This is a genomic window from uncultured Flavobacterium sp. (assembly GCF_963925185.1).
Taxonomy (GTDB): Bacteria; Bacteroidota; Bacteroidia; order Flavobacteriales; family Flavobacteriaceae; genus Flavobacterium.
The window spans coordinates 160618-185566 of record NZ_CAWURC010000008.1 but is presented as its reverse complement, the minus strand read 5'-3'; the positions used below and the strand labels follow the sequence as shown (position 1 = coordinate 185566).

Annotated in this window: 22 protein-coding genes, 1 tRNA gene and 1 riboswitch; of the genes, 7 read left to right on the top strand and 16 right to left on the bottom strand. The window is 36.3% G+C overall.

Annotated elements, in window-relative coordinates:
* Positions 1 to 2: 2 nt before the first annotated feature.
* The 4 genes from ftsA (at position 3) to AABM59_RS02800 (ending at position 4317) form a co-directional block, all read left to right on the top strand.
* Positions 3 to 1379, top strand: coding sequence for a cell division protein FtsA (ftsA, locus tag AABM59_RS02815; RefSeq protein WP_338407453.1), 1377 nt, complete (start codon positions 3 to 5; stop codon positions 1377 to 1379).
* Positions 1380 to 1429: 50 nt separating this feature from the next.
* Entirely contained in the window at positions 1430 to 3382 is a 1953-nt protein-coding gene (gene ftsZ, locus AABM59_RS02810; protein WP_338407452.1) for a cell division protein FtsZ, read from the top strand.
* A gap of 338 nt (positions 3383 to 3720) precedes the next feature.
* Positions 3721 to 4170 carry a GatB/YqeY domain-containing protein gene (locus AABM59_RS02805; protein ID WP_338407451.1) on the top strand — a complete coding sequence of 150 codons (450 nt, stop codon included), beginning with the start codon at positions 3721 to 3723 and terminating at the stop codon, positions 4168 to 4170.
* 70 nt (positions 4171 to 4240) lie between these two features.
* Positions 4241 to 4317 (top strand) — tRNA-Arg (locus AABM59_RS02800).
* 58 nt (positions 4318 to 4375) lie between these two features.
* On the opposite strand, the gene rpe is transcribed toward AABM59_RS02800, so the two are convergent.
* The 5 genes from rpe to AABM59_RS02775 form a co-directional block, all read right to left on the bottom strand.
* Complete coding sequence (rpe, locus tag AABM59_RS02795) at positions 4376 to 5038, bottom strand: ribulose-phosphate 3-epimerase (RefSeq protein ID WP_338407450.1); 663 nt, start codon at positions 5036 to 5038, stop codon at positions 4376 to 4378.
* A 211-nt stretch (positions 5039 to 5249) separates the two neighbouring features.
* Positions 5250 to 6113, bottom strand: a complete 864-nt coding sequence (locus AABM59_RS02790; RefSeq protein WP_194312649.1) for a sigma-70 family RNA polymerase sigma factor — start codon at positions 6111 to 6113, stop codon at positions 5250 to 5252.
* A 160-nt stretch (positions 6114 to 6273) separates the two neighbouring features.
* On the bottom strand, positions 6274 to 8394 hold the full coding sequence (locus AABM59_RS02785) for a polyribonucleotide nucleotidyltransferase (protein ID WP_338407449.1): 2121 nt from the start codon (positions 8392 to 8394) through the stop codon (positions 6274 to 6276).
* Positions 8395 to 8543: 149 nt separating this feature from the next.
* Entirely contained in the window at positions 8544 to 8810 is a 267-nt protein-coding gene (gene rpsO / locus AABM59_RS02780; RefSeq protein WP_291104783.1) for a 30S ribosomal protein S15, read from the bottom strand.
* A 143-nt stretch (positions 8811 to 8953) separates the two neighbouring features.
* A complete protein-coding gene (locus AABM59_RS02775) occupies positions 8954 to 9409 on the bottom strand; it encodes a GAF domain-containing protein (protein ID WP_338407448.1) in 456 nt (151 codons plus the stop codon).
* Positions 9410 to 9479: 70 nt separating this feature from the next.
* Between AABM59_RS02775 and xrtF the strand changes: the two genes are divergently transcribed.
* On the top strand, positions 9480 to 10034 hold the full coding sequence (gene xrtF, locus AABM59_RS02770) for an exosortase family protein XrtF (protein WP_338407447.1): 555 nt from the start codon (positions 9480 to 9482) through the stop codon (positions 10032 to 10034).
* Positions 10012 to 10455, top strand: a complete 444-nt coding sequence (locus AABM59_RS02765) for an exosortase F system-associated protein (protein ID WP_338407446.1) — start codon at positions 10012 to 10014, stop codon at positions 10453 to 10455. The genes xrtF and AABM59_RS02765 overlap by 23 nt, the downstream gene beginning before the upstream one ends.
* Before the next feature lie 273 nt (positions 10456 to 10728).
* On the opposite strand, the gene metF is transcribed toward AABM59_RS02765, so the two are convergent.
* The 11 genes from metF to AABM59_RS02710 all read right to left on the bottom strand — a co-directional run bounded on the left by metF (position 10729) and on the right by AABM59_RS02710 (position 23901).
* The gene (gene metF, locus AABM59_RS02760) at positions 10729 to 11685 is read right to left on the bottom strand and encodes a methylenetetrahydrofolate reductase [NAD(P)H] (protein WP_338407445.1); all 957 of its coding nucleotides are present in this window, start codon (positions 11683 to 11685) and stop codon (positions 10729 to 10731) included.
* A gap of 4 nt (positions 11686 to 11689) precedes the next feature.
* A complete protein-coding gene (metH, locus tag AABM59_RS02755; RefSeq protein WP_338407444.1) occupies positions 11690 to 14368 on the bottom strand; it encodes a methionine synthase in 2679 nt (892 codons plus the stop codon).
* A complete protein-coding gene (locus AABM59_RS02750; protein ID WP_338407443.1) occupies positions 14368 to 15405 on the bottom strand; it encodes a homocysteine S-methyltransferase family protein in 1038 nt (345 codons plus the stop codon). The genes metH and AABM59_RS02750 overlap by 1 nt, the downstream gene beginning before the upstream one ends.
* 214 nt (positions 15406 to 15619) lie before the next feature.
* Positions 15620 to 15724, bottom strand: a riboswitch (SAM riboswitch).
* Between the two features lie 158 nt (positions 15725 to 15882).
* A complete protein-coding gene (locus AABM59_RS02745) occupies positions 15883 to 16215 on the bottom strand; it encodes a ferredoxin (RefSeq protein ID WP_338407442.1) in 333 nt (110 codons plus the stop codon).
* Between the two features lie 49 nt (positions 16216 to 16264).
* Positions 16265 to 17317, bottom strand: a complete 1053-nt coding sequence (locus AABM59_RS02740; protein WP_338407441.1) for an NAD(P)/FAD-dependent oxidoreductase — start codon at positions 17315 to 17317, stop codon at positions 16265 to 16267.
* Positions 17318 to 17320: 3 nt separating this feature from the next.
* A complete protein-coding gene (locus AABM59_RS02735; RefSeq protein ID WP_338407440.1) occupies positions 17321 to 17902 on the bottom strand; it encodes a bifunctional precorrin-2 dehydrogenase/sirohydrochlorin ferrochelatase in 582 nt (193 codons plus the stop codon).
* The gene (cobA, locus tag AABM59_RS02730; RefSeq protein ID WP_338407439.1) at positions 17902 to 18684 is read right to left on the bottom strand and encodes a uroporphyrinogen-III C-methyltransferase; all 783 of its coding nucleotides are present in this window, start codon (positions 18682 to 18684) and stop codon (positions 17902 to 17904) included. The genes AABM59_RS02735 and cobA overlap by 1 nt, the downstream gene beginning before the upstream one ends.
* Entirely contained in the window at positions 18677 to 20767 is a 2091-nt protein-coding gene (locus AABM59_RS02725; protein ID WP_338407438.1) for a nitrite reductase, read from the bottom strand. Before AABM59_RS02725 ends, cobA begins: the two co-directional genes overlap by 8 nt.
* Before the next feature lie 88 nt (positions 20768 to 20855).
* Positions 20856 to 22100 carry a GTP-binding protein gene (locus tag AABM59_RS02720; RefSeq protein ID WP_338407437.1) on the bottom strand — a complete coding sequence of 415 codons (1245 nt, stop codon included), beginning with the start codon at positions 22098 to 22100 and terminating at the stop codon, positions 20856 to 20858.
* Positions 22101 to 22205: 105 nt separating this feature from the next.
* Positions 22206 to 23105 (bottom strand): sulfate adenylyltransferase subunit CysD, encoded by a 900-nt coding sequence (gene cysD / locus AABM59_RS02715; protein WP_338407436.1) that lies wholly within the window; start codon positions 23103 to 23105, stop codon positions 22206 to 22208.
* 58 nt (positions 23106 to 23163) lie between these two features.
* Positions 23164 to 23901, bottom strand: coding sequence for a phosphoadenylyl-sulfate reductase (locus tag AABM59_RS02710; protein ID WP_338407435.1), 738 nt, complete (start codon positions 23899 to 23901; stop codon positions 23164 to 23166).
* A gap of 199 nt (positions 23902 to 24100) precedes the next feature.
* On the opposite strand from AABM59_RS02710, the gene AABM59_RS02705 reads away from it, so the two are divergent.
* Positions 24101 to 24883 (top strand): sulfite exporter TauE/SafE family protein, encoded by a 783-nt coding sequence (locus tag AABM59_RS02705; RefSeq protein ID WP_338407434.1) that lies wholly within the window; start codon positions 24101 to 24103, stop codon positions 24881 to 24883.
* Positions 24884 to 24949 lie beyond the last annotated feature (66 nt).

The window sequence follows — 24949 nt, the reverse complement described above, 5'->3', positions numbered from 1 at the left end:
TAATGGAAAAAGAGAATATTGCAGTAGGTCTAGATATTGGAACAACAAAAATTGTTGCCATGATAGGCAAGAAAAATGAGTACGGAAAACTTGAAATTTTAGGCGTTGGAAAAGCTAAAAGTTTAGGTGTCGCAAGAGGTGTTGTAAATAACATTACTCAGACAATACAATCTATTCAGCAAGCTGTATTAGAGGCCGAAAATAAATCGGGTTATAAAATTAAAGACGTTGTTGTGGGAATTGCAGGTCAACATATTCGCAGTATTCAACATAGCGATTACATCATTAGGAGTAATGCCGAAGAAGTAATTGGAGGAGATGACATTCAACTTTTGATTGATCAAGTAAATAAATTGGCAATGTTGCCTGGAGAAGAAATAATTCATGTTTTGCCACAGGAATTTAAAATTGATGGGCAATCCGAAATAAAGGAACCTATTGGAATGTATGGCGGAAGATTAGAGTCTAGTTTTCATGTTGTAGTGGGACAAGCGGCCTCTATTAGAAATGTGGGTAGATGTATTCAAAGTTCGGGAATAGAATTGTCAGGTTTAACCTTGGAGCCATTAGCTTCAGCTGATGCGGTTTTGAGTCAGGAAGAAAAAGAAGCTGGAGTTGCTTTAATTGATATTGGTGGTGGCACAACAGATTTGGCCATTTTTAAAGACGGAATTATTCGTCACACAGCCGTAATTCCTTTTGGAGGAAACGTGATTACCGACGATATTAAGGAAGGCTGTTCAATTATCGAAAAGCAAGCCGAATTATTGAAAGTTAAATTTGGTTCAGCTTGGCCAGGAGAAAACAAGGACAATGAAATTGTTTCGATTCCGGGATTAAGAGGAAGAGAACCAAAAGAAATTTCATTAAAGAATTTATCCAAAATAATTAACGCCCGTGTTGTTGAAATTATAGAACAGGTTTTCACCGAAATAAAAGACTATGGTCATGAAGATCCGCGTAAAAAATTGATTGCGGGAATTGTGCTAACAGGCGGTGGAGCTCAATTGAAACATATTAAACAATTAGTGGAGTATATCACTGGCATGGACACGAGAATTGGATATCCAAACGAACATTTAGCCGGAAATTCCGATGAAGAAATATCAAGTCCTTTATACGCTACAGCCGTAGGATTGGTAATGAACAGTATCGAAAACAAAACACAAAGTGCTATCATGATTGATACAGGAGTTCCGGAAAAAACCTCTGTAGTGAGAGCGCCAGTTATTCAAAAACAAGAAATTGAAGAAGTTGAAAGTCAAGTTGAAAGACAAAACGGAAATAAGAAAGAAGAATCTACGGATGAAAAAATAAGAAGATCGTTTTTTGATAGATATGTAGACAAGATTAAAGATTTTTTGGACAACGCAGAATAAAAAAACAGGAAAAAAAAAATTAAAAACAATAAATACTAAAACCCAATAAGATGATGAGCAACTCAGAATTTGGAAGCATTTCATTTGATTTACCTAAAAACCAATCAAATGTAATAAAAGTTATTGGAGTAGGTGGAGGCGGAAGCAATGCTATAAACCACATGTTTAAACAAGGCATCAAAGGAGTCGATTTTATCGTTTGTAACACCGATTCACAAGCCTTGGATAACAGTTCTGTACCCAATAAAATTCAGTTAGGAGTAAACTTGACCGAAGGACTTGGTGCCGGAGCAAACCCAGATGTAGGACAACAATCGGCTATAGAAAGTATTGCCGACATTGAAAAAATGCTCGACAGTAATACCAAAATGGTTTTCATCACAGCAGGAATGGGTGGAGGAACTGGAACGGGTGCTGCGCCAGTAATTGCACAATTGGCCAAAGAAAGAGATATTCTGACTGTAGGAATTGTCACGCTGCCTTTCTTGTTCGAAGGAAAAGTGCGTCAAGAACAAGCACTTATAGGGATAGAAAAATTACGCAAACAAGTTGATTCTTTAATTGTTATTAATAATAATAAATTAAGAGAAGTATACGGAAATCTTGGTTTCAAAGCAGGATTTTCAAAAGCAGACGAAGTCTTGGCGACAGCCTCAAGAGGAATTGCAGAAGTAATCACACATCACTACACCCAAAATATCGATTTAAAAGATGCTAAAACAGTTTTGGCAAATAGCGGAACTGCCATAATGGGATCAGCTACAGCTTCGGGCGAAAATAGAGCCAAGGACGCAATCATGTCGGCTTTAGATTCTCCTTTGTTGAACGATAATAAAATCACCGGTGCCAAAAACGTATTGTTGCTCATCGTTTCCGGTTCTGATGAAATTACGATTGATGAAATAGGTGAAATCAACGATTTTATCCAAGTAGAAGCAGGTCATAATGCCAATATTATTATGGGTGTTGGTGAAGATGAAACCCTCGGAGGTTCTATTTCGGTTACAATAATTGCAACTGGATTTGATGTTGAACAACAAAATGAAATTGTAAACACAGAACCTAAAAAGATTATTCACACCCTTGAAGACGAACAAAAAAACGAGTATGATTTGACAAAAAAAACAGTTGCAGCATTCAATTTGGACAATGAATCTAAAGTATCAAATTCAACCGAAAGAATTGTTTTTGAATTGTTAGAAGATACCGTTGTTGAGCCAGCTGTTGTCTCAATAAATAAAGAAGAGTTAATGGTTATGTCTGAATTTATTAAAAATTTAGACGTGACTTTCGAAATAGTTTCTCCAATAAATGATGTCGATTTTATGGTTGAGTCCCCAAAAATAATTGACACGAACATAAGCGAATTGGTGAAACAAATAGAAGTTGTGGCACCAAAAGTTTTTGAAAATGAAGAACAAACTACTTTTTCTTTCGACTTGCCTCTTTTTAAGAAAGAAACAGTTGTAAAAACCGAGGATAAAATTTTATTTGAACTTACTAATGAAACTCGGGATATTGAAGTTAATGAACCTGTACAATTTGTTCCGGTAACTGAATTGACCGACAAAGGAATTATTAGATATTCACTTGAAGAATTCACCGAATTAGAAAACATTCTTTTAGATGCAAAACCATCAATGACAACCGTTGAAGAAGTGATTCCCGAAGAGATGAATATTACGATGAAAAGGGTAGATACGTTTGAAAATAAAACTTCTACTTTCGAAAACGTTTCTCCAATGGAAATGACTATTGAAGAAACATTAAAGTTCAAGGCTGACGAAAGAAGAAAAAAATTAAAGGAATTTAACTATAAATTCCATAATAATATTTCAAAAATTGACGAATTAGAAAAAGAGCCAGCCTATAAGAGAGTGGGAATCGATCTTTCTAACACTCAAACGAATAGCGCGAATTCTAGGATTTCTGTGGGAACGGATAGTAATGACGATCTTCAGTTACGCTCTAACAATTCGTACTTACATGACAATGTTGACTAACTAACCAAAACTAATGTTACCCAACCCGAAAATTGAATTCAATTTTCGGGTTATTTTTTGTCTTTATTAGTAACAAAACAGTCTATTGCTAATCCCATTAAAATTTTTTAAATTTGTCGGGCCTTAATCCGGCTGTTCGTTTCAAGCTTTTTCCGTAAATGCTTTTTTCCAAGAAACTAAAAGAGCTTCCTTTGGTCGCTTTTTAACTTCAGGAAAAAACACATTTTCTCTAAAAGGGCTTTTCACTTCCATCTGGGGCAAAAAAGGAATCAGTTTACAGTCTGCCTGTCGGCATACAAGTATTCAGTTTTTAATAAAATCATAAATCGTAAATTAATATGAGTTTATCAACACAAATCATGGAGGACATCAAAACCGCCATGAGAGCCAAAGATACTGTGGCATTAGAAGCGTTAAGAGCTATTAAATCCGAAATCCTTTTAGCTCAAACAGCTACAGGATCAAAAGAGGAAATATCAGTCGCAGACGAAATTAAATTGCTTCAAAAATTAGTAAAAACCCGCAAGGAAAGCGCCAAAATTTTCACAGAACAAAACCGTTTGGATTTAGCGGAACCAGAATTGGCACAAATAGCTGTAATTGAAAAATTCCTTCCAGCACAATTAAGCGAAGCAGAAGTGGAAGCTATCATTGCAAAAATCATTGCAGAAACTGGAGCGTCTGGTATTGCCGCAATGGGAAAAGTGATGGGGTTAGCCGCCGCACAATTAGGCGGAACCGCCGAAGGAAAAACCATTTCGACAATCGTTAAAAAACTTTTAGTATAAATAATTACGAATTTCAAATTACGAATTACGTTCACATAATTCGTAATTTGAAATTCGTAATTAAAATATTGGCTGCGTAGTTCAACTGGATAGAATTTCAGATTTCGGCTCTGAAGGTTGCAGGTTCGAACCCTGCCGCGGTCACCACAAAAAAACCCAAAGATTTAGTCTTTGGGTTTTTTTATTTAAAGCTATCTCTGAATTTTTAAAAAGCAGTCAATTTCTTTAAGTCTGCAATAGTTTGTGTTGGATTTTCTGCTTTGAAAACAAAGTTTCCAGCAACAAGGACATCGGCACCAACTTCTACTAATTGAACTGCGTTTTTATTGGTAACGCCGCCATCAATTTCAATAATAGTTGAAGCGCCTTTTTTATTGATTAATGCTTTTAGTTTTCGAACTTTCTCATAAGTGTTCTCTATAAACGATTGTCCTCCAAATCCAGGATTTACGCTCATAACACAAACCAAATCGATGTCGTTGATGATGTCTTCCAATAAGTCAATGTTTGTGTGTGGATTTATGGCAACTCCCGCTTTCATTCCTTCGGCTTTAATGGCTTGTAGTGTTCTATGAAGATGCGAACAGGCTTCGTAATGAACGGATAATACATTTGCGCCTAAATCGGCAAAGGTTTTAATGTATTGGTCTGGATCTACAATCATCAAATGCACGTCGATTGTTTTCTTGGCGTGTTTTGCAATGGCAGCCAAAACTGGCATTCCAAAAGAAATATTGGGAACAAAAACACCATCCATAATATCAATATGAAACCAGTCGGCTTCGGAATTGTTTATCATTTCGATGTCACGTTGCAAATTGGCAAAATCAGCTGCAAGGATTGATGGAGCTATGAGTGTATTTTTCATTGTTTATTTGTTATGTTGATACGCACTGCAGTGCGTCTTTACAAGTTGTATTGTTTATGCAAAGGTATATATAAAAAATAAAACTCCAGATACCCGAGCAAAGCGAACTTAGCTGATTTATATTATTAAAAAATAAAACCTCGGTAATCAGCCGAGGTTTTAACCATCAATCAAAAAACGAACAGCGTATCAGACCGTCGTTACTATTATGTTAACCTAAATAGGTTTTTAATATTTTACTTCTTGAAGTATGCTTCAATCTGCGAATGGCTTTTTCTTTAATCTGACGAACGCGCTCCCGAGTTAGGTCGAAAGTTTCTCCTATTTCTTCTAATGTCATTGGGTGTTGATCACCAAGACCAAAATACAAACGAACGACGTCGGCTTCTCTTGGAGTTAATGTTTCCAATGAACGCTCGATTTCGGTACGTAATGATTCTTGAATTAGGTTTCTGTCTGGATTTGGAGATTCGCCTGAACGCAATACATCGTAAAGGTTTGAATCTTCTCCTTCAACAAGTGGCGCATCCATAGAAAGATGACGCCCTGAGTTTTTCATAGACTCTCTAACATCATTTACGGTCATGTCTAATTCCTTGGCAATTTCTTCTGCTGTTGGCGGTCTTTCATTAGATTGCTCTAACAAAGCATACATTTTGTTGATTTTATTGATAGAACCAATTTTGTTCAATGGCAAACGAACGATACGAGATTGTTCTGCCAAGGCTTGCAAAATCGATTGACGAATCCACCAAACGGCATACGAAATGAATTTGAAACCACGTGTTTCATCAAAACGTTGCGCTGCTTTTATCAATCCTAAATTCCCTTCGTTTATTAAATCGGGAAGCGTCAAGCCTTGATTTTGGTATTGTTTGGCCACCGAAACCACAAAACGTAAATTGGCTTTCGTTAATTTTTCTAATGCTGCTTGATCACCTGCTTTAATCTTTTGTGCCAATTCTACCTCTTCATCGGCAGTAATCAAATCTACCTTTCCAATTTCCTGTAAATACTTGTCTAATGATGCAGTTTCACGATTGGTTACCTGCTTGGTGATTTTAAGTTGTCTCATGTTTTTGTGTACTCAATTTTAAGTGTACAAGTGATTATACGTATAAGGTTTGTAAAAAGTTACAAAAAGTATAAAATAATTTTTTGTTTAACGAAAAACCCCATTTCAAACAAATGAAACGGGGTTTCCTATAAAGAACCTTTAGTAAACTAAGATCTGATTACTCACGTGGAGGTCTTGGCAAAAGTGCTTTTCTTGACACTTTTTCTTTTCTCGTTTTCGGATCCATACCAAGGTATTTAATCATAAAAACATCACCCATATTTACCACATCAGAAACATTTTCAGTACGTTCCCAAGCTAGTTCAGATACGTGAAGCAATACTTCGTTTCCGGGTACTGCTGTATATTCTACAACTGCACCAAAATCAAGCATTTTAATTACTTTCACTTCGTATGATTCGTTCATTTGTGGTTTAAAAGTGATCGATTCAATTTTAGCCAATACTGCTGCAATTCCAGCAGGATCAGTTCCTAAAATTTCGATAACCCCTTGTTCATTCACTTCATTGATAACGATAGTTGTTCCAGTAGCTTTTTGTAATTCTTGAATTACTTTTCCTCCAGGTCCAATTAATGCACCAATAAATTGACCAGGAATAGTTCTGGTGATAATTTTTGGAGCATATGTTTTAACATCTTCTTTTGGAGCCGCTAATGTATCGGTTAGAATTCCAAGAATATGCAAACGGCCATCTCTAGCCTGAGCTAAAGCCGCTTCCATAATTTCGTACTTCAATCCGTCAATTTTTATGTCCATTTGACAAGCAGTAATTCCTTCTGAAGTTCCAGTTACTTTGAAATCCATATCACCCAAGTGATCTTCATCACCAAGAATATCTGATAAAACTGCGAAACGATCACCATCTGTAATCAATCCCATTGCAATTCCAGAAACAGGACGAATCATTTGAATACCAGCATCCATTAATGATAATGTACCCGCACAAACAGTAGCCATTGAAGAAGAACCGTTAGATTCTAACACTTCAGAAACTACGCGAATTGTATAAGGACAATCAGCAGGAATCATATTTTTCAAAGCACGTTGGGCCAAGTTTCCGTGACCTACTTCTCTTCTTGAAGTTCCTCTTAAAGGTTTAGCTTCTCCAGTTGAGAAAGGAGGGAAGTTATAGTGTAAGTAAAATTTTTCTTCACCTTGTTGTGATGGAGAATCAATCTGGTTTGCCTCTCTTGAAGTTCCTAAAGTGGCTGTTGCCAATGCTTGCGTTTCTCCACGAGTAAACAATGCTGATCCGTGTACCGATGGTAAATAATCAACTTCACACCATATTGGTCTAATTTGGTTCGTTTTTCTACCATCTAAACGTGTTCCTAAATCTAAGGTTACATTACGAACCGCTTCTTTGTTAGTTTTGTAAAAATATTTACTCACTAAATCACCATCAGCCGCTAATTCGTCTTCAGTAAACAACCCTTTTACCTCTTCTTTTACTTCTGCAAATGCAGCAGTTCTTTCTTGTTTTGAAGAACCAACTTTTGCAATTGCATATATTTTATCATAAGCTGCCGCTTTTACTTTAGCGTAAATAGCATCATCTTCTCTTTCTAATTCGTATGTACGAACTTCTTTTTTACCAAAAGCAGCAACTAATCTTTCTTGAGCTGCAATTTGTACTTTGATGTGTTCGTGAGCAAATTTAATGGCTTCAACCATTTCAGCTTCTGATATTTCTTTCATTTCACCTTCTACCATTGCGATAGAATCTGTTGAAGCACCAATCATCATATCGATATCAGATAATTCCAATTGGGCACGACTTGGATTGATGACAAATTGACCGTCAACACGTCCTACACGAGCTTCTGAAATTAAAGTTGCGAATGGAATATCAGACAAAGCCAAAGCTGCCGAAGCGGCTAATCCTGCTAATGCATCTGGCATGATATCATCATCGTGTGACATTAATTGTATCATCACTTGTGTTTCAGCATGATAATCACTTGGGAAAAGTGGACGCAATACACGGTCAACTAATCTCATGGTCAACACTTCGTTGTCACTTGGTCTAGCTTCTCTTTTGAAGAAACCTCCAGGAAAACGGCCTGCTGCTGCAAATTTTTCGCGATAATCTACCGTAAGAGGTAAAAAATCTACTGGACTTGCTTTTCTTGCGGAAACTACTGTTGCAAGCAACATACATTTTCCAATTCTTACTACTACAGCACCGTCAGCTTGTTTAGCTAAACGTCCTGTCTCGATTGTGATGCTTCTTCCATCACCTAAATCGATGCTTTCTACGAACAATTGTGGAATCATAATTTTTCCTTTTTTAATTTTACATTGGTTTTTCTGCCTGTCAGCAGAATAGTTGTGTTGTTGTAGTTGTTGTGTTCCAATGAAAAACCAAACTTTTTTAAAAACGTATTAAAACAAAAAGAGGCACTTTCGCACCTCTTTACTATTGATTATTTTCTGATATTCAATACTTTGATAATCTCACGATATCTGTTGATTTCTGTTTTCTTCAAGTAATCCAACAAAGATCTTCTTTTACCTACCAACAAAACTAATGAACGCTCTGTGTTATAATCGTGACGATTTTTTTTCAAGTGCTCTGTCAAGTGGCTAATTCTGAAAGTGAATAAAGCAATTTGCGCTTCTGACTTCCCTGTGTTTGTTACTTCTCCGTGTTTAGCGAAGATTTCTTCTTTAACTTCTTTTGTTAAATACATTCCAATATTATTTAAATGATTATTATGTATGTCATACAGCTATTGTAAGACGGCTGCAAAGGTACAAAATAATTATGACACGAACAAAACAAACATTTGTTTATTTTGAGAAGTGGCAAAGCAATCATAAATTATTTTAAATCTTAATACAGTTTCGCAATTTCCTGATTTACAAACTCCAAAAAGCGTTCGTCTGCTGTGGTAAATGGATTTATGACGTGGCTGTCAATATCTATCTGGCCAATATTTTCCCCGTTTACAAATAAAGGAACCACAATTTCTGATTTCACCGTGAAGCTACAAGCAATGTAATTATCTTGAGCCGCTACATCTGGGACCACAAAATTTTCATTGGAAACAGCCACTTGTCCGCAAATACCCTTTCCATATGGAATAATTTTATGGTCTGTTTCTGCGCCAACATAAGGCCCAAGATGTAATGTTTTTGTCTCTAGATTAGCGAAATAAAAACCAACCCAATTATAATATTCAATGGAGTTGTTGAGAAGCTCGCAGATTTTTAGCAACTTTTCGTCTCTTGAAAGAACTGAATTTGAAATAATATAGGTCACTTTGGGTTTTAAGTCTTCAAAAGTCATAGGAGTATTTTTTTGTAAAAGTATTTAAATGATGTTACCTATTTTTATATAAATTTGTTAAAAATTCAATTTGAAAAAATATTTTATTACATACAAGCCGTTTCTGCTGTTTTTAGGAAAGTTTTTATTGACTTATTTGTTATTAACTTTTATATATGAAAGTTACCTAGGGCAATTTAATGTTCAAAAATTCGAAGTAGATGATTTAACTGAATTAGTTGCAAAACAAGCTAAGGATGTGCTTTTGGTATTTAATCAGGATGCTTTTATAGTTCCAAATACGAGAGAACCTGCTGTAAATTTCTTCTTTAATGAAAAACAAATGGCTAGAATAATTGAAGGTTGCAATGCATTAAGCGTAATTATTTTATTTTCGTCTTTTATTATTGCATTTTCAGGAAAAGCAAGAACAACTATTTTATATATTATTGGAGGGAGTTTACTAATTCATATTTTAAATGTCATACGGATTTCAGCTCTATGTGTTTTGATGTACTATTTTCCAAAACAGCAACACTTTTTACACGGAGTAGTTTTTCCGTTGTTTATTTATGGAGTAGTTTTTCTTTTGTGGATTATTTGGGCCAATAAATTTTCTTTATATGCTTCGAAAACTGTCAAATAATAAAGGAAAAACTGTAGTATTGATGATGCTTTTGCTTTTATTGGTTCTAATAAGAGCCTATGAAGATGATTTGTTTTACGACCCTTTTTTAAATTATTTTAAATCCGATTATTATAATTTGCTACTACCAGAAATCGATAATTTTCAATTATTTCTCGGCTTATTTTTCAGATATTTTATTAATACGTCACTATCTCTAGCAGTAATTTATGTCTTGTTCAAGGATTTTGTAGCCGTAAAATTTGCCTCATTATTGTATCTGTTATTTTTCATAATTCTTGTTATCGCCTTCTTTTTTGTGTTTTCTTTTTTTGGCGAAGCAAATAAAATGACCTTGTTTTATATTCGGAGATTTCTCATTCAACCTCTTTTTTTACTATTGTTTCTTGCTGCTTTTTATCACCAAAAGCAAGCTAAGTAATTTTCCCCCGTATCTTTATTAGCCTATTTGATTTGATAACCAATGAATAACCCCGAAGCAGAGCTTCGAGGAATTCTTTTGATTAAATTACTGGTCGAAGTAGGAATAGTATCAATTGAGTTTAGAAAATCAATTCCTTGCTGTTTTACTTTTTCGAGGATATTTTCTATGTCGAATAAATCTTGTTGAAGGATTGGGTGCGTTTTTTTATTTGAATTTAAATACCTGTCAGGTCTAATTGAAGTTACGATTGCTTCGTTCCCCGCAATGACTTTAAAAAACCTTACTCGCTATTTGCCTAATATTTTCTGATTTTCCCATAGAATAATAATGTAACACAGGAACACCAGCAGCTTTCAATTCTAATGATTGTTGGATTGCCCATTCCACGCCCACTTGACGAATATCGGCTGAAGTTTTGCATTTCTCCACAGCATGTATTAAATCTTCGGGTAAATCAATTCGAAAAATTTGCGGCAAAATTTGCAAATGCCTTTGTATGGCAATAGGTTTGATTCCCGGAATAATTGGAACGGTAATTCCCATATCTCTGGCTTTTTTTACAAACTCAAAATATTTTTCGTTGTCAAAAAACATTTGGGTTACAACATAATCTGCTCCAGCATCTACTTTTTCTTTTAGTCTTTTCAAGTCTGAAATCAAGGATGGCGATTCTAAATGTTTCTCAGGATAACCCGCAACACCAATACAAAAATCAGCCTTGTTGTCAATGTGCATTACATCGTGCAAGTATTTCCCCTGATTCAATTGGTGGATTTGTTTTACCAAATCTACCGCATAATTATTACCGCCTTCTTTTGCCACAAAAGATTGTTCATCTTTCATTGCATCGCCACGCAAAGCCATTACATTATTGATTCCTAAATAATGACAATCTACTAATAAATACTCTGTTTCTTCCTTTGTAAATCCTCCACAAAGCACGTGAGGAATTGTGTCAACAGAATATTTATGTTTTATGGAAGCGCAAATTCCCAAAGTTCCGGGACGCATTCTGGTTAATTTTTTGTCCAATAATCCATTGCCTTTATCCACATAAATATATTCTTCGCGAGAAGTCGTCACGTCTATAAAAGGTGGCTTGAACTCCATTAACGGATCAATATTGTCGTATAATTCCTGGATACTTTTCCCTTTTTGTGGCGGAATAATTTCAAAAGAAAACAATGTTTTCCCTTTTGCTTCATCTATATGTTCTGTTACTTTCATTTTATTAGTCTGCTATATTAGGATTCAACCATTTTACTGCTGTTTCCGTTGGAATATTTCTTCGTTTGGCGTAATCGACAACTTGATCTTCTTTTATTTTTCCGAGTCCAAAATACTTGCTTTCAGGATTTCCAAAATAATATCCTGAAACCGAAGAAGCCGGCCACATTGCCATACTTTCGGTCAAAGTTACTCCAATTTCTTGTTCTACATTGAGCAATTTCCAAATTGTTGGTTTTTCTAAATGGTCGGGACAAGCTGGATAACCTGGTGCCGGACGAATTCCTTTGTAGATTTCTTCGATTAAAGCTTCGGTTGATAAAACTTCGTTTGCGGCATAACCCCAAATTTCTTTTCGCACTTTTTCGTGTAAATATTCGGCAAATGCTTCGGCAAATCTATCCGCCAATGCTTTGACCATAATTGAATTATAATCATCCAAATCTTTTTGGAATTCGGCTGCCCATTCGTCAACACCAAAACCAGTAGTTACACAAAATGCACCCATATAATCGGTTTTACCTGTCTCCTTTGGCGCAATAAAATCAGCCAAAGCGATATTTGGAGCTCCTTTTGTTTTCTGTGCTTGCTGACGTAAAGTCAAGAATTTCTCTAATTCTTTTCCTTTTTCATCATACAACTGAATATCATCATCATTGACTTGATTTGCTGGAAAAATTCCGTAAATCCCTTTGGCAGTCAATTTTTTTTCTTTCAAAATAACCTTCAACATTTCTTGAGCATCGTGAAAAACGGAGTGTGCGTGTTCGCCCAAAACGGCATCAGTCAGAATCGCAGGATATTTTCCGAACAATTCCCAAGTTCTGAAAAACGGTGTCCAGTCAATATACGGAACCAAAACATCCATATCGACTTCGATAGTTTTTGTACCAATAAAATTGGGTTTCATTGGATTGTAATTTTTCCAATCTAATTTTAATTTATTGACACGCGCTTGCTCAATTGTCAAGAAATTCTTGTCACGAGAACGGTTCAAAAAAGTTTCTCTGAAAGCATCATATTCGGCACGAATATAACTTGCATATATTTTTCGATTCTGATCCAATAAATTTCCCGCAACAGTAACAGCTCTCGAAGCATCGTTTACGTGAATTACGGTTTCTCTATATTGAGGTGCGATTTTCACGGCTGTATGCGCACGAGAAGTGGTTGCGCCACCAATCATTATTGGAATTTTAATATTTTGCTTGTCTAATTCTTTGGCCAAATAAACCATTTCGTCTAAGGATGGCGTGATTAATCCGCTTAATCCAATGATATCTACGTTGTGTTCTATTGCGGCTGCAATGATTTTCTCTGGAGCAACCATTACGCCAAGGTCAATGATTTCATAATTGTTGCAAGCCAAAACAACTGAAACGATATTTTTTCCAATATCGTGAACATCTCCTTTAACGGTTGCCATCAGGATTTTTCCATTCCCTTGCTTGTCGCCAACTTCTTTAGAAGCTTCAATATAAGGCAACAAATAAGCCACGGCTTTTTTCATAACACGTGCTGATTTCACTACTTGTGGTAAAAACATTTTCCCGCTTCCGAATAAATCGCCAACGACATTCATTCCCGCCATCAAGTTGATTTCGATAACTTCGATTGGTTTATCCGCAGCTAATCGGGCTTCTTCAATGTCTAATTCTATAAATTCGTCAATTCCTCTTACCAAGGAATGCGTTAATCGTTCTTGAATCGTACCTGAACGCCATTCCTGAATTGCTTTTTCATTGACTTTAAAATCACCTTTTACATTTTCGGCGAAGTCTAATAATCGTTCAGTGGCATCTTCTCTTCTGTTTAATAAAACATCTTCAACGTGTTCTAAAAGATCTTTTGGAATTTCATCATAAATAGACAACATTTCGGGATTTACAATTCCCATTGTCATTCCGTTTTTGATGGCGTGATATAAGAAAGCCGAATGCATTGCTTCACGAACTGTGTCATTTCCTCTAAAAGAGAACGAAACATTACTCACACCGCCACTTACGTGTGCATAAGCAAGATTTTCTCTAATCCATTTTGTAGCTCGGAAGAAATCTAAAGCGTTTAATTTATGTTCGTCCATTCCTGTGGCAACAGGAAAAATATTTGGGTCAAATATGATGTCTTCGGCTGGAAAACCAACCACGTTTACCAAAATATCATAAGAGCGTTTGCAAATTTCGATACGTCTTTCGTAGTTATCAGCTTGCCCTTTTTCGTCGAAAGCCATAACAATTACAGCAGCTCCATAACGTTTTACCAATTTGGCGTGATGAATAAATAGTTCTTCTCCTTCTTTCAAAGAAATAGAATTCACTACACTTTTACCTTGAGCCACTTTCAAACCGGCTTCGATAATTTCCCATTTCGAGCTGTCGATCATCAAAGGAACTCGAGAAATATCCGGTTCCGAAGCGATTAAATTCAAGAAAGTGGTCATTGCATAAACGCCGTCAAGCATTCCTTCATCCATATTAATATCGATGATTTGTGCGCCACCTTCTACTTGATCACGAGCCACAGCAAGTGCTTCGGCATATTTCTCCTCTTTGATAAGACGTAAAAATTTTCGCGAACCAGTTACATTCGTTCTTTCACCAACGTTTACGAAGTTGGTTTCCGGCGTAATGATTAACGGTTCAAGACCTGATAATTTTAAATATTTATGTTTTGCTTCTGCCATTATATCGTTTCTGTAATTTTTCTCGGTTTATAATCCTTCGCCACTTCTGCAATTAATCGGATGTGATCCGGATTTGTACCGCAACAACCGCCAATAATATTGATTAAATTTTCGTCTAAATATTCCTTGATTTGCCCTTGCATTTCTTTTGGTGTTTCGTCGTATTGCCCAAAAGCGTTTGGCAATCCAGCATTGGGATGCGCCGAAATATTGAAAGATGTATTTTGTGATAATTGTTTCAAATACGGTTTCAGTTGGTGCGCTCCAAGAGCACAATTGAAACCTACACTCAACAACGGAATATGCGAAATCGAAATCAAGAAAGCTTCCACGGTTTGTCCTGAAAGTGTTCTTCCTGAAGCATCAGTAATCGTTCCTGAAACCATTATTGGAATGTCGATTTTGCGTTCGTCTTTGACTTCTTCGATGGCGAAAAGTGCTGCTTTTGCATTTAATGTATCAAAAATAGTTTCGACCAAAAGTAAATCTACGCCACCATCAAGTAGCGCTTCGACTTGTTGTTTGTATGCAATCCGTAAATCGTCGAAAGTTACGGCTCTGTAACCCGGATCGTTTACGTCCGGCGACATACTTGCCGTACGGTTTGTTGGCCCGATAGAACCGGCAACAAAACGGGGCTTTTCTGGATTTCGTGCGGTAAATTCATCGGCTACTTCGCGAGCGATTTTTGCCGATTGAAAGTTTAATTCGTAAACAATATCTTCGAGATGATAATCCGCCATTCCGATTGTGGTGCTTGAAAAAGTATTGGTTTCGACAATATCAGCTCCCGCTTCGAAATATTGTGCGTGAATAGCTGCAATGGCTTGTGGTTGTGTTATGGACAACAAATCGTTATTCCCTTTTAAGGAATAGGGAAAATCTTTGAAACGTACCCCTCGGAAATCTTCTTCGGAAAAATTATAGCGTTGCAACATCGTTCCCATTGCTCCGTCGAGTACGAGAATTCGTTTTTGAATAGCCCCCCTAACCCCCGGAGGGGGAGTTGTTGCAATATCTTTTGTGTTGTTTGACATTTTAGTTTTTTAAAATTATAAATGTTCATCGTGTTTCCTGATTAGCCCTGATTACTTCACTTCGCTTTTATTTTAATCGGAGTTCAGTGAACTTCGTTTGCAGCGGTATCCCACGCTTTTGGGCGTGGATAAAGCGAATAGCAGGAATTAGCTCCTAAAAAAGTACTGTTTCAAAAAATTGTAATGTTATCGTAAAAAGGGAGAGGATTTCTCGTGGTTATCTTTTCCCGATAATCGGGATAGAATGTAGCACCTTCTTTACAGATAAAGGGTTGCTAAGGTTTCATTGGGTCTTTCCCTCCGCCTTTCGTGATAACAATCAATAAATATAGGAACACTGCAAATGTAATACTAAAAACTATAATATGAAATAATTTCTAATCTTGCTTTAATTTAAAATTAGAATCAACACCAAGAACAGCTCAAAAGCGAGGACATATTTGCTGTTTAGTCAAAATCAAAAAAGAATTGTGCTCTTTAAGATTCTGGTGCTAGCGCAATTTCTAAACCTTCTAAAGCATTTGTTATATAAATTTGGCAACCCAATCGGCTGTTGTCTTTTACATAAAAAGCTTCTGAAAGCATGGCTTCTTCATCGTCGTTCCTTTCCGGCAAAGTCACTTCGTTTAAAACATAACATTGGCAAGATGCACACATCGCCATACCACCGCAAGTTCCAATAGTTCCTTCGGGAGCTAATTCATAGGCTCGTACGAGTTCCATGATATTCATATTCATGTCGGTAGGTGCTTGAACAATATGAATTATCCCGTCTCTATCGGTAATTTTTAGGGTAACATCTTGTGCCATATTAAATAATTTATAGGAATATTGAGGGCTTATCGAATCAACACATGTTCTAGGTTATCGCTTTTACCACTGTTTTTGGAGCTTCTTTACGAGTGCCATCAAATCCATCTACTCCTGAAACCGTAGTATATTTCATAACATATTTTTTGCCTGGATTGATAATTTGATACGCTGCTTGACACATCATCGTAGCTTCGTGGAAACCACAAAGTATCAATTTTAATTTTCCAGGATAGGTGTTTACGTCCCCAATAGCGAAGATTCCGGGAATATTAGTTTGATAATCTAAAGCATTATTTACTTTGATCGCGTTTTTCTCGATTTCCAAACCCCAAGTTCCAATGGGACCTAATTTTGGTGTAAGTCCAAAAAGTGGAATAAAATAATCCGTTGGAATATTTCGATGTGCACCATCGATATCAACATCTACAGATTCTAAATGTTCGGCACCATTCAAACCTACTACTTCGCCTGGAGTGATCATTTTGATCTTTCCTGCATTTTTCAATTCTTGTACTTTTTCTACCGAATCTAAAGCGCCACGGAATTCATTTCTGCGGTGAATCAAAGTTACCTCTGAAGCTATGTTAGACAGAAAAATACTCCAGTCCAAAGCAGAATCTCCACCTCCAGAAATTACAACTCTTTTGTCTCTGAATTTCTCGGGATTTTTGATAAAGTACTTTATTCCTTTGTCTTCGTAGAATTCGATATCTTCTATTAATGGTTTTCTTGGTTCGAAACTTCCTAAACCACCAGCAATAGCTACAACTAGAGCGTGGAATTTTTCCCCTTTATTAGACGTTACAATAAAACTTCCGTCTTCTTGTTTTGCTATCGTTTCTGCGCGTTCGCCAAGTGTAAATCCAGGTTGAAATTGCTTAATCTGCTCCATCAGATTATCGACCAAATCTCCTGCCAATACTTCTGGAAATCCAGGGATATCATAGATCGGTTTTTTGGGATACAATTCTGATAATTGCCCTCCAGCTTGTGGCAAGGCATCAAGAATATGACATTTCAATTTTAACAATCCTGCTTCGAATACAGTAAATAAACCTGTTGGTCCTGCGCCTATTATAAGTATGTCTGTTTTAATCATTTTTTATTCTTTATTTTTTAATGCTTCTGTAATTTCATTCATCTTTTGAACTTTTTCTTCGAAATCTCCTTTTAGGGTTTTTCGGTATTCGTTCAAGTTCTTTAACATCTCGTTTATGTCGGCTGGAATCACTTCTTCAAAAAACTCCCGCAATCGTTTGGCAGTTGTAGGTGATTTCCCGTTGGTGGAAATGGCGATTTTAACGTTTCCTTTGGTCACAATTCCACCCAAATAATAATCACATAATGGCGGTGTATCAGCAATATTACAAATCAGGTATTTTCTTCGACACAAATCATAGATTCGTTTATTGACTTTCAAATCATCTGTACAAGCAATAACCATGTGACGTTTGCGAAGTATCCAGCGATTGAATTTTTTGTAAGTCAGTTTTACCGAAGGATGTTTTTGTGCTAAAGCTTCTAATTCTGGGAGAAACTTTGGGGCAACTACCTCAACATTCGCATTGGGACTGGACTTGAGCATAAACGACAATTTTTCTAAACCTACATTTCCTCCGCCTACAATGAGTACATTGAGGTTGTGTAATTTTAGGAAAATGGGGTATAATTCATTTCTTTCCATTATTCTCTGGCGTAGACTCTATTCGACGCAAATTCATTGTAAAATCCTTTCAAGTTGTTTCGTTCTCTAACCACTTCACCAATGACAATTATTGCTGGATTGCTTAATTTATTCTCGGCAACAACTTCTTGAATGGTATTTATGGTTCCAATACCAACTGTTTCATTTTCCAAAGTTCCGTTTTGAATAATCGCAATGGGAGTTTCTCCCTTGGATTCTTTTTGGAATAAGGAAACTATTTGCGAAAGTTTACTCATTCCCATCAAAATCACTACGGTTGCTGTTGACTTTGCCGCAAGTGCAATATCAGCAGATAAATTCCTTTCCGAAGTTGTTCCGGTGATTACCCAAAAACTTTCGGAAACTCCTCTTTTTGTCAATGAAATTCCTTGATTTGCAGGAACGGCAATCGCCGACGATATGCCGGGAACCACAAAGGTAGGGATTCCAAAACTTTCTACAAATTCTATTTCTTCGCCACCACGACCAAAGATGAATGGGTCGCCCCCTTTTAACCGAACCACATTGCCATATGTTAACGCATTATCGACGATTAACTGGTTGATTTGGTCTTGAGAATAGCTGTGACAGCCTTTTCTTTTCCCAACAAATATTAGAATCGCGGATTTAGGAGCGTGATTCATTATTGCTTCATTTGCCAATGCATCATACAAAACCACGTTCGCTTCAGCAAGTGCTTTTACGCCTTTGAGCGTAAGCAAGTCTGGGTCGCCAGGTCCTGCGCCGACTAAAGTTACTTTGGGTAGTATTTTATTATTCATTTGCTAAATCTTTGGCTCTATAACTTTTTAATTTTTCGAAAAAATCAATTGCTTCTTGAATGTATTTTTTTGCAAATGACTCAGAAGGTTCGTTTTGGTTAATTTGGTATACCAATTCCCTGAAAGTAGATTTCAATTCGATTTTGTTTGTCGCCATAAAAACAGTGTCAAACAAATCGATGATTCCTGCGTGATGATTTGTTTTTTCATTTTCGGCAAGCAATAATGCTTTGGCACCATTTACAAAACCTGCATAGGCTAAATAAATAGCATCTGACCATTTTTTATCATCAAAAGCTTCTTGGGCAAAAGTTAATTTGTCTTTGGCTTCAAAAATTAGAGTAGCCACCAAGTCAATTACAACACCTGCGCATTCTCCTACTCCAATGGCTTTTACATAGTTGTCAGCATTTCCCCAATCTACAAAATCAGCTTCGGTGAGATTCGTGATATTAGCTAGTGGTTTTAATAATTCAAAGAAATAATTTTCTCCTTTGTCATCATAGTACCCTAAGAAAGATAATCCGTTTGCATTCGCTTCGAAATCATTTAATATAAAACGCAAAGCATCCGGTCCTCTTCGACTTGGGATTTTGATTACTTTATCAGAAAAACGACCTTGGCCATTTCCTAAATTTCCTCCACCTAATAAAACTTGTAATGCTGGAGCCACTAATTTTCCTGCATTGATGGACATTCCTTGAAAACCAATTTCGGCCATATTGTGTTGTCCACAAGCGTTCATACAACCACTGATTTTAATGGTGATTTCTTGATTATTGGTATATTGTGGATATTCTGCATTTAAAACGCGTTCTAATTCTACTGCGATTCCGGTGCTGCTTGCGATTCCTAAATTACAAGTATCGGTTCCGGGACAAGCGGTAATATCAGCAGTAGAATTATATCCTAAAGAAACGAAATCTAATTTGGATAATTCTTGGTAGAAAAAGGCTAAATTTTCTTGTTTTATATGACTAATAAGTATGTCTTGTCTTAATGTAAAACGCAATTCATCCGCTGCGTAATTTTTGATTAATTCTGCCAATAATCTTGCTTTGTCCGTGTAAAAATCCCCTAATGCAACTTTGATTCCAATGGCTACATATCCGGCTTGCTTCTGTGGAATAACATTCGATTTTTTCCAAGCTTCAAAAGCAGCTGTATCTTCAATAACCACTTTTGGCGCTACCAATAAAGGAGCTGGAATTCCACCATCAAAAGCAGTCGTATCAATTTCAACGGTTTGGTAGGACAAGGCGCGTTTCTCTTCATCTACCAATCTTAAAAACTCATCTCTACCAATATCTTTGATTAAGAATTTCATACGCGCTTTCAAACGTTTCGCTCTTTCGCCATATCGGTCAAAAATTCTCAAAATGCCTTCTGTTGTTGGGATAATTTGGTTTACCGGAATAAATTCTGATAATAATTCGGCGTGGTGTGGCTGCGAACCTAATCCTCCACCAAGCATTACTTTAAATCCTCTTTTGCCATTTACAATTTTTGGAATAAATCCTAAATCGTGCAAATAACTCAAAGCGGTATCTTTATCTGACGACGAGAATGAAATCTTTACTTTTCTACCCATTTCTTGGTTGACGGGGTTTCGCAATAAAAACTGAAACAAAGCGTGCGCATAAGGTGATACATCAAAAGGCTCATCGATATCGATTCCTGCATTTTCACTGGCAGTTATATTCCGAACTGTATTGCCACAAGCCTCGCGAAGGGTAACATCATCTTTTTCTAATTCAGCCCAAAGTTGAGGAGTTCTATCTAAACTTACATAGTGAATTTGTATGTCTTGACGTGTTGTAATATGCAAGCGTCCAGTAGAATATTCATCTGATACGATGCAAATACGGTGCAATTGTTTGCCACTTACTTTTCCGAAAGGCAATTTGATACGTATCATTTGAACGCCTTCCTGACGCTGACCATAAACTCCTCTAGCCAAACGAAGGCTACGAAAACGTTCATCATCAATTTTTCCGTCGCGAAATAAAGCAATTTTTCTTTCTAAATCGATAATGTCTTTTTGGACAATCGGATTTTCAATTTCTGTTCTAAAACTTTCCATATTTTTTAGCTTTATGCTATTAGTTTTTGGCTTCTAGCTGTTTATGATTATGGTTTTTTACTAAAGGCTAAAGGCCAATGGCTAAAAATTATTTAATAAATCCGACTCCCGCCGTTGTGTTTGTAGCAGCATCTATTAATATAAAAGCCCCATTTGATTTATTGTCATTATAAGTGTCAAAATAAATGGCTTTGCTCAATTTGATATTAACTTCTCCAATTTCGTTTATGGCTAATTGAGACGCTTCTTTTGTTCCTGAAAAATCAGTTGCAATAACATTTTTCACGCTGTCAATTTTTGCTAAAACTCTGTTTGTGTTGTGTTGTACCAAATATTTTGTACCAGCAACTAATTTTTTACTGTCCATCCAGCAAACGGTGGTTCTGATGTCTTTTTCAACTTTAGGCAATTCGTTTGATTTTACAATCATATCGCCTCTAGTCACATTGATGTCATTTTCTAATTCGATTGTTATGGAAGATCCCGCAGTTGCTTCATCAAATAGTTTATCAAAAAAGTGGATGTTGGTCACAATAGATTCAGTCAAAGAAGGCAATACCGTTACGGCATCTCCTACTTTAATAGTATTCCCATATAATTTTCCTGCATATCCTCTAAAATCGTGGTATTGCTCTGTTTTTGGTCGAATTACCGTTTGAACTGGAAAACGTGCTTTCCCTTTTTCATAAACATCAGCTGGTTCTAATGCTTCAAGATGTTGTAAGATCGTCTGACCAGTGTACCAAGGCATTCCACCTAAGGACTCTACCACATTATCTCCAGTCAAAGCACTCAACGGAATGTAGCTTACGTTTTGTTCTTTGAAAGTACTTTTAGCATTTAATGCTTGAAAATCAGCTTTGATTTTATTGTACACTTCTTCTGAATAATCAACCAAATCCATTTTGTTTACGGCAACAATCACTTCTTTGACACGCAATAAATTATTGATGAAAAAGTGACGATAGGTTTGCTCAATAACTCCTTTACGTGCGTCTATCAAAATGATGGAAACTTGCGATGTCGAAGCTCCAGTAACCATATTTCTAGTATATTCAACGTGACCAGGCGTATCAGCAATGATGTAACTTTTCTTAGCAGTCGAAAAATAAATATGCGCTACATCAATGGTGATTCCTTGCTCGCGTTCGGCAACTAAACCGTCCGTAGCCAAAGAAAAATCAAGATAATCATATCCTTTTTGCTTACTACTTTTTTCGATTGCCTCTAATTTATCGGTAGTTAACGATTGGGTATCATATAATAATCTCCCGATTAATGTGCTCTTTCCGTCATCTACACTTCCTGCTGTTGCTATTTTTAAAACTTCCATTTTATATTTTTTGTTTCAGGTTTGAAGTTTAAAGTTAGAGCAACTTTGAATATAAACCATTCTGTTTTTTTATTTTTATATCAATACCTTTGAGCATTGTGAATTCTAAAAGTATCCTTGTTGTTTTCTTTTTTCCATTGCGGCTTCAGAACGTTTATCATCAATTCTGGCGCCTCTTTCTGAAATTGTCGAAGTCCTGATTTCCCCAACTACTTCTGCAATTGTTGCAGCATAAGAATCAACCGCTGCAGTGCAACTCATATCGCCAACGGTTCTAAAACGAACAATTCGTTCTTCGACTGCTTCGTCTTCTTCTTGATAAACAAAAGGAGAGTGTGACCAAATCATTCCGTCCCTTAAGAATACTTTACGTTTGTGCGAAAAGTAAATCGATGGAATTTCAATTTGCTCTGATTCGATATAACTCCAAACGTCTAATTCTGTCCAGTTCGAAATTGGGAAAACACGAACGTTTTGACCATTTTCTATTTTACCGTTCAATAAATCAAATAATTCTGGTCGTTGATTTTTTTCATCCCATTGTCCAAAATCAACACGAACCGAAAAAATACGTTCTTTGGCTCTTGCTTTTTCTTCATCGCGACGGGCGCCACCTATGCAAGCGTCAAATTTAAATTCTTCTATTGCATCCAAAAGTGTGGTAGTTTGCAAACTATTTCTACTGGAATATTTACCAGATTCTTCCACTACTTTTCCTTCGTCGATAGCATCTTGTACATTTCGAACGATTAATTCCAGTCCTAATTCGGCAACTAATCTATCTCTAAATTCAATAGTTTCAGGGAAATTATGTCCCGTATCAACGTGTAATAATGGAAAAGGAATCTTTGCTGGAAAGAATGCTTTTTGCGCCAAACGCACCAATGTAATGGAATCTTTTCCGCCAGAGAAAAGCAAAACTGGTTTGTCAAACTGAGAAATTACTTCTCTAAAAATGTAAATCGCTTCGCTTTCGAGAGCGTTTGTTTTTAATATGGAACTCATAATATTAGCCCCCTAACCCCCGAAGAAGTAACTGTTGGGGTATTTATTGGTTAATAATTTAATTTTTCTCTTTACTAATTTCCCCTTCGGGGGTTAGTGGGCTATGTAAACCACATTCTTTATGACTCGATTCCCACCACCATCTTCCAGCCCTAATGTCTTCGTCTGGCGCGATCGCTCTAGTACACGGTGCACAACCAATACTTACAAATCCTTGTTTGTGAAGTACGTTTTGTGGCACGTTGTTTTCTTCTAAATAAACTGACACTTCTTTTAAATTCCATTTTAATAATGGATTGAATTTTATGATTTCGGATTTTTCGTCATATTCAAAAAATGCTAAATCATTTCTGTTTTCAGATTGATCGGCTCTTAAACCCGTAATCCAAATTATATTTCCTTTCAAAGCTTTAGCCAACGGCGCTACTTTTCGAATGAAACAACATTCTTTTCTGTTTTCCACTGAATCATAAAAGCTGTTTGGTCCTTTTTCATCAAGCAGTTTTTCTATTGCCGAAGCTTCCGGAAAACAAACTTTGATTTCTTTCTTGTATTTTTTTAAGGTCTTGTGAAAAACATCATACGTTTCTTGAAATAATCTTCCTGTGTCCAAAGTAAAAATAGAAATTGGCAAATCGTTTGTAACGATTAAAGCTGTAATCACTTGGTCTTCCTGTCCAAAAGAAGTTGAAAACACCACTTTTTCCTTGTATTCATTCGCTAAAAAAGTCAAAGTTTCTTCTATGGAAAATCCTTTGGTTTTTTTTATTAATGTATTTACTATTGCTGTACTCATTTATTTCTATTTTTAATAAACCCATTATCCTATCGGAATAGTAGATTATTTTGCAAAAGTACTATTATTTTTTAAACAACAAAATAATATTTATTGTTTTTTAGACTTAAATAATTTATTTTTTTAAATAAACTTAAATAGTCTATTTTGTCTATAGGATAATCGTTTATTAGTGTTATTTTTGTCCAAATTTTATTTTATGGATTTTCAAATAGGATTAGTAATTGCCGGTTTAACAGTTGGATTTGTAGTAGGATTGACTGGTGTAGGAGGTGGATCTTTGATGACTCCTGTTTTATTGTGGTTTGGCATCCCCCCAACAACGGCAGTTGGCACCGATTTGTTGTATGCGGCTTTTACTAAATTAGGCGGTGTGTATGTGCATCATAAAAAAAGGACTATTAACTGGTCTGTCACGGGCTGGCTTTCTTTGGGAAGCATTCCTGCTGCATTACTGACTTTATGGATTCTTCATAACCTGAAAACCGATACAGCTGCTATGAATGCAACAATAAAATACAGTTTGGGTTGGGCGCTAGTTTTCACTTCGGTGGCCATTTTATTCAAAAAGAAACTCTTGGTGTTTTCTCAAAAACATGCTGGTGATGCGTTTCATAGTAAAAGTAAAACTCAGAATATTCTAACCGTCGCTATTGGCGTAATGCTAGGAATAACTGTAACTCTGACTTCGATAGGAGCAGGTGCTTTAGGCACAGTTACTTTATTTTTCCTTTATCCCCTTTTGTCTACTCCAAGATTGGTTGGAACCGAAATCGCTCATGCCGTTCCATTAACTCTTGTTGCTGGATTAGGGCATGCCACTATGGGAAATATAGATTTTGGATTATTAATACAGCTATTAATGGGATCGCTTCCCGGAATTGTTATAGGAAGCTTGTTGAGTGGAAAAGTACCCGATTTGTTTCTTAGGAATGCAATCGCGGTAATGTTATTTATCGTGGGATATAATTTGATTTTTTAGATCCTCTTCCCAAACCGCTCCAAAGGAGAGCGAGTCGAAACTGGAAAAAATATAGGTTCCATTAAG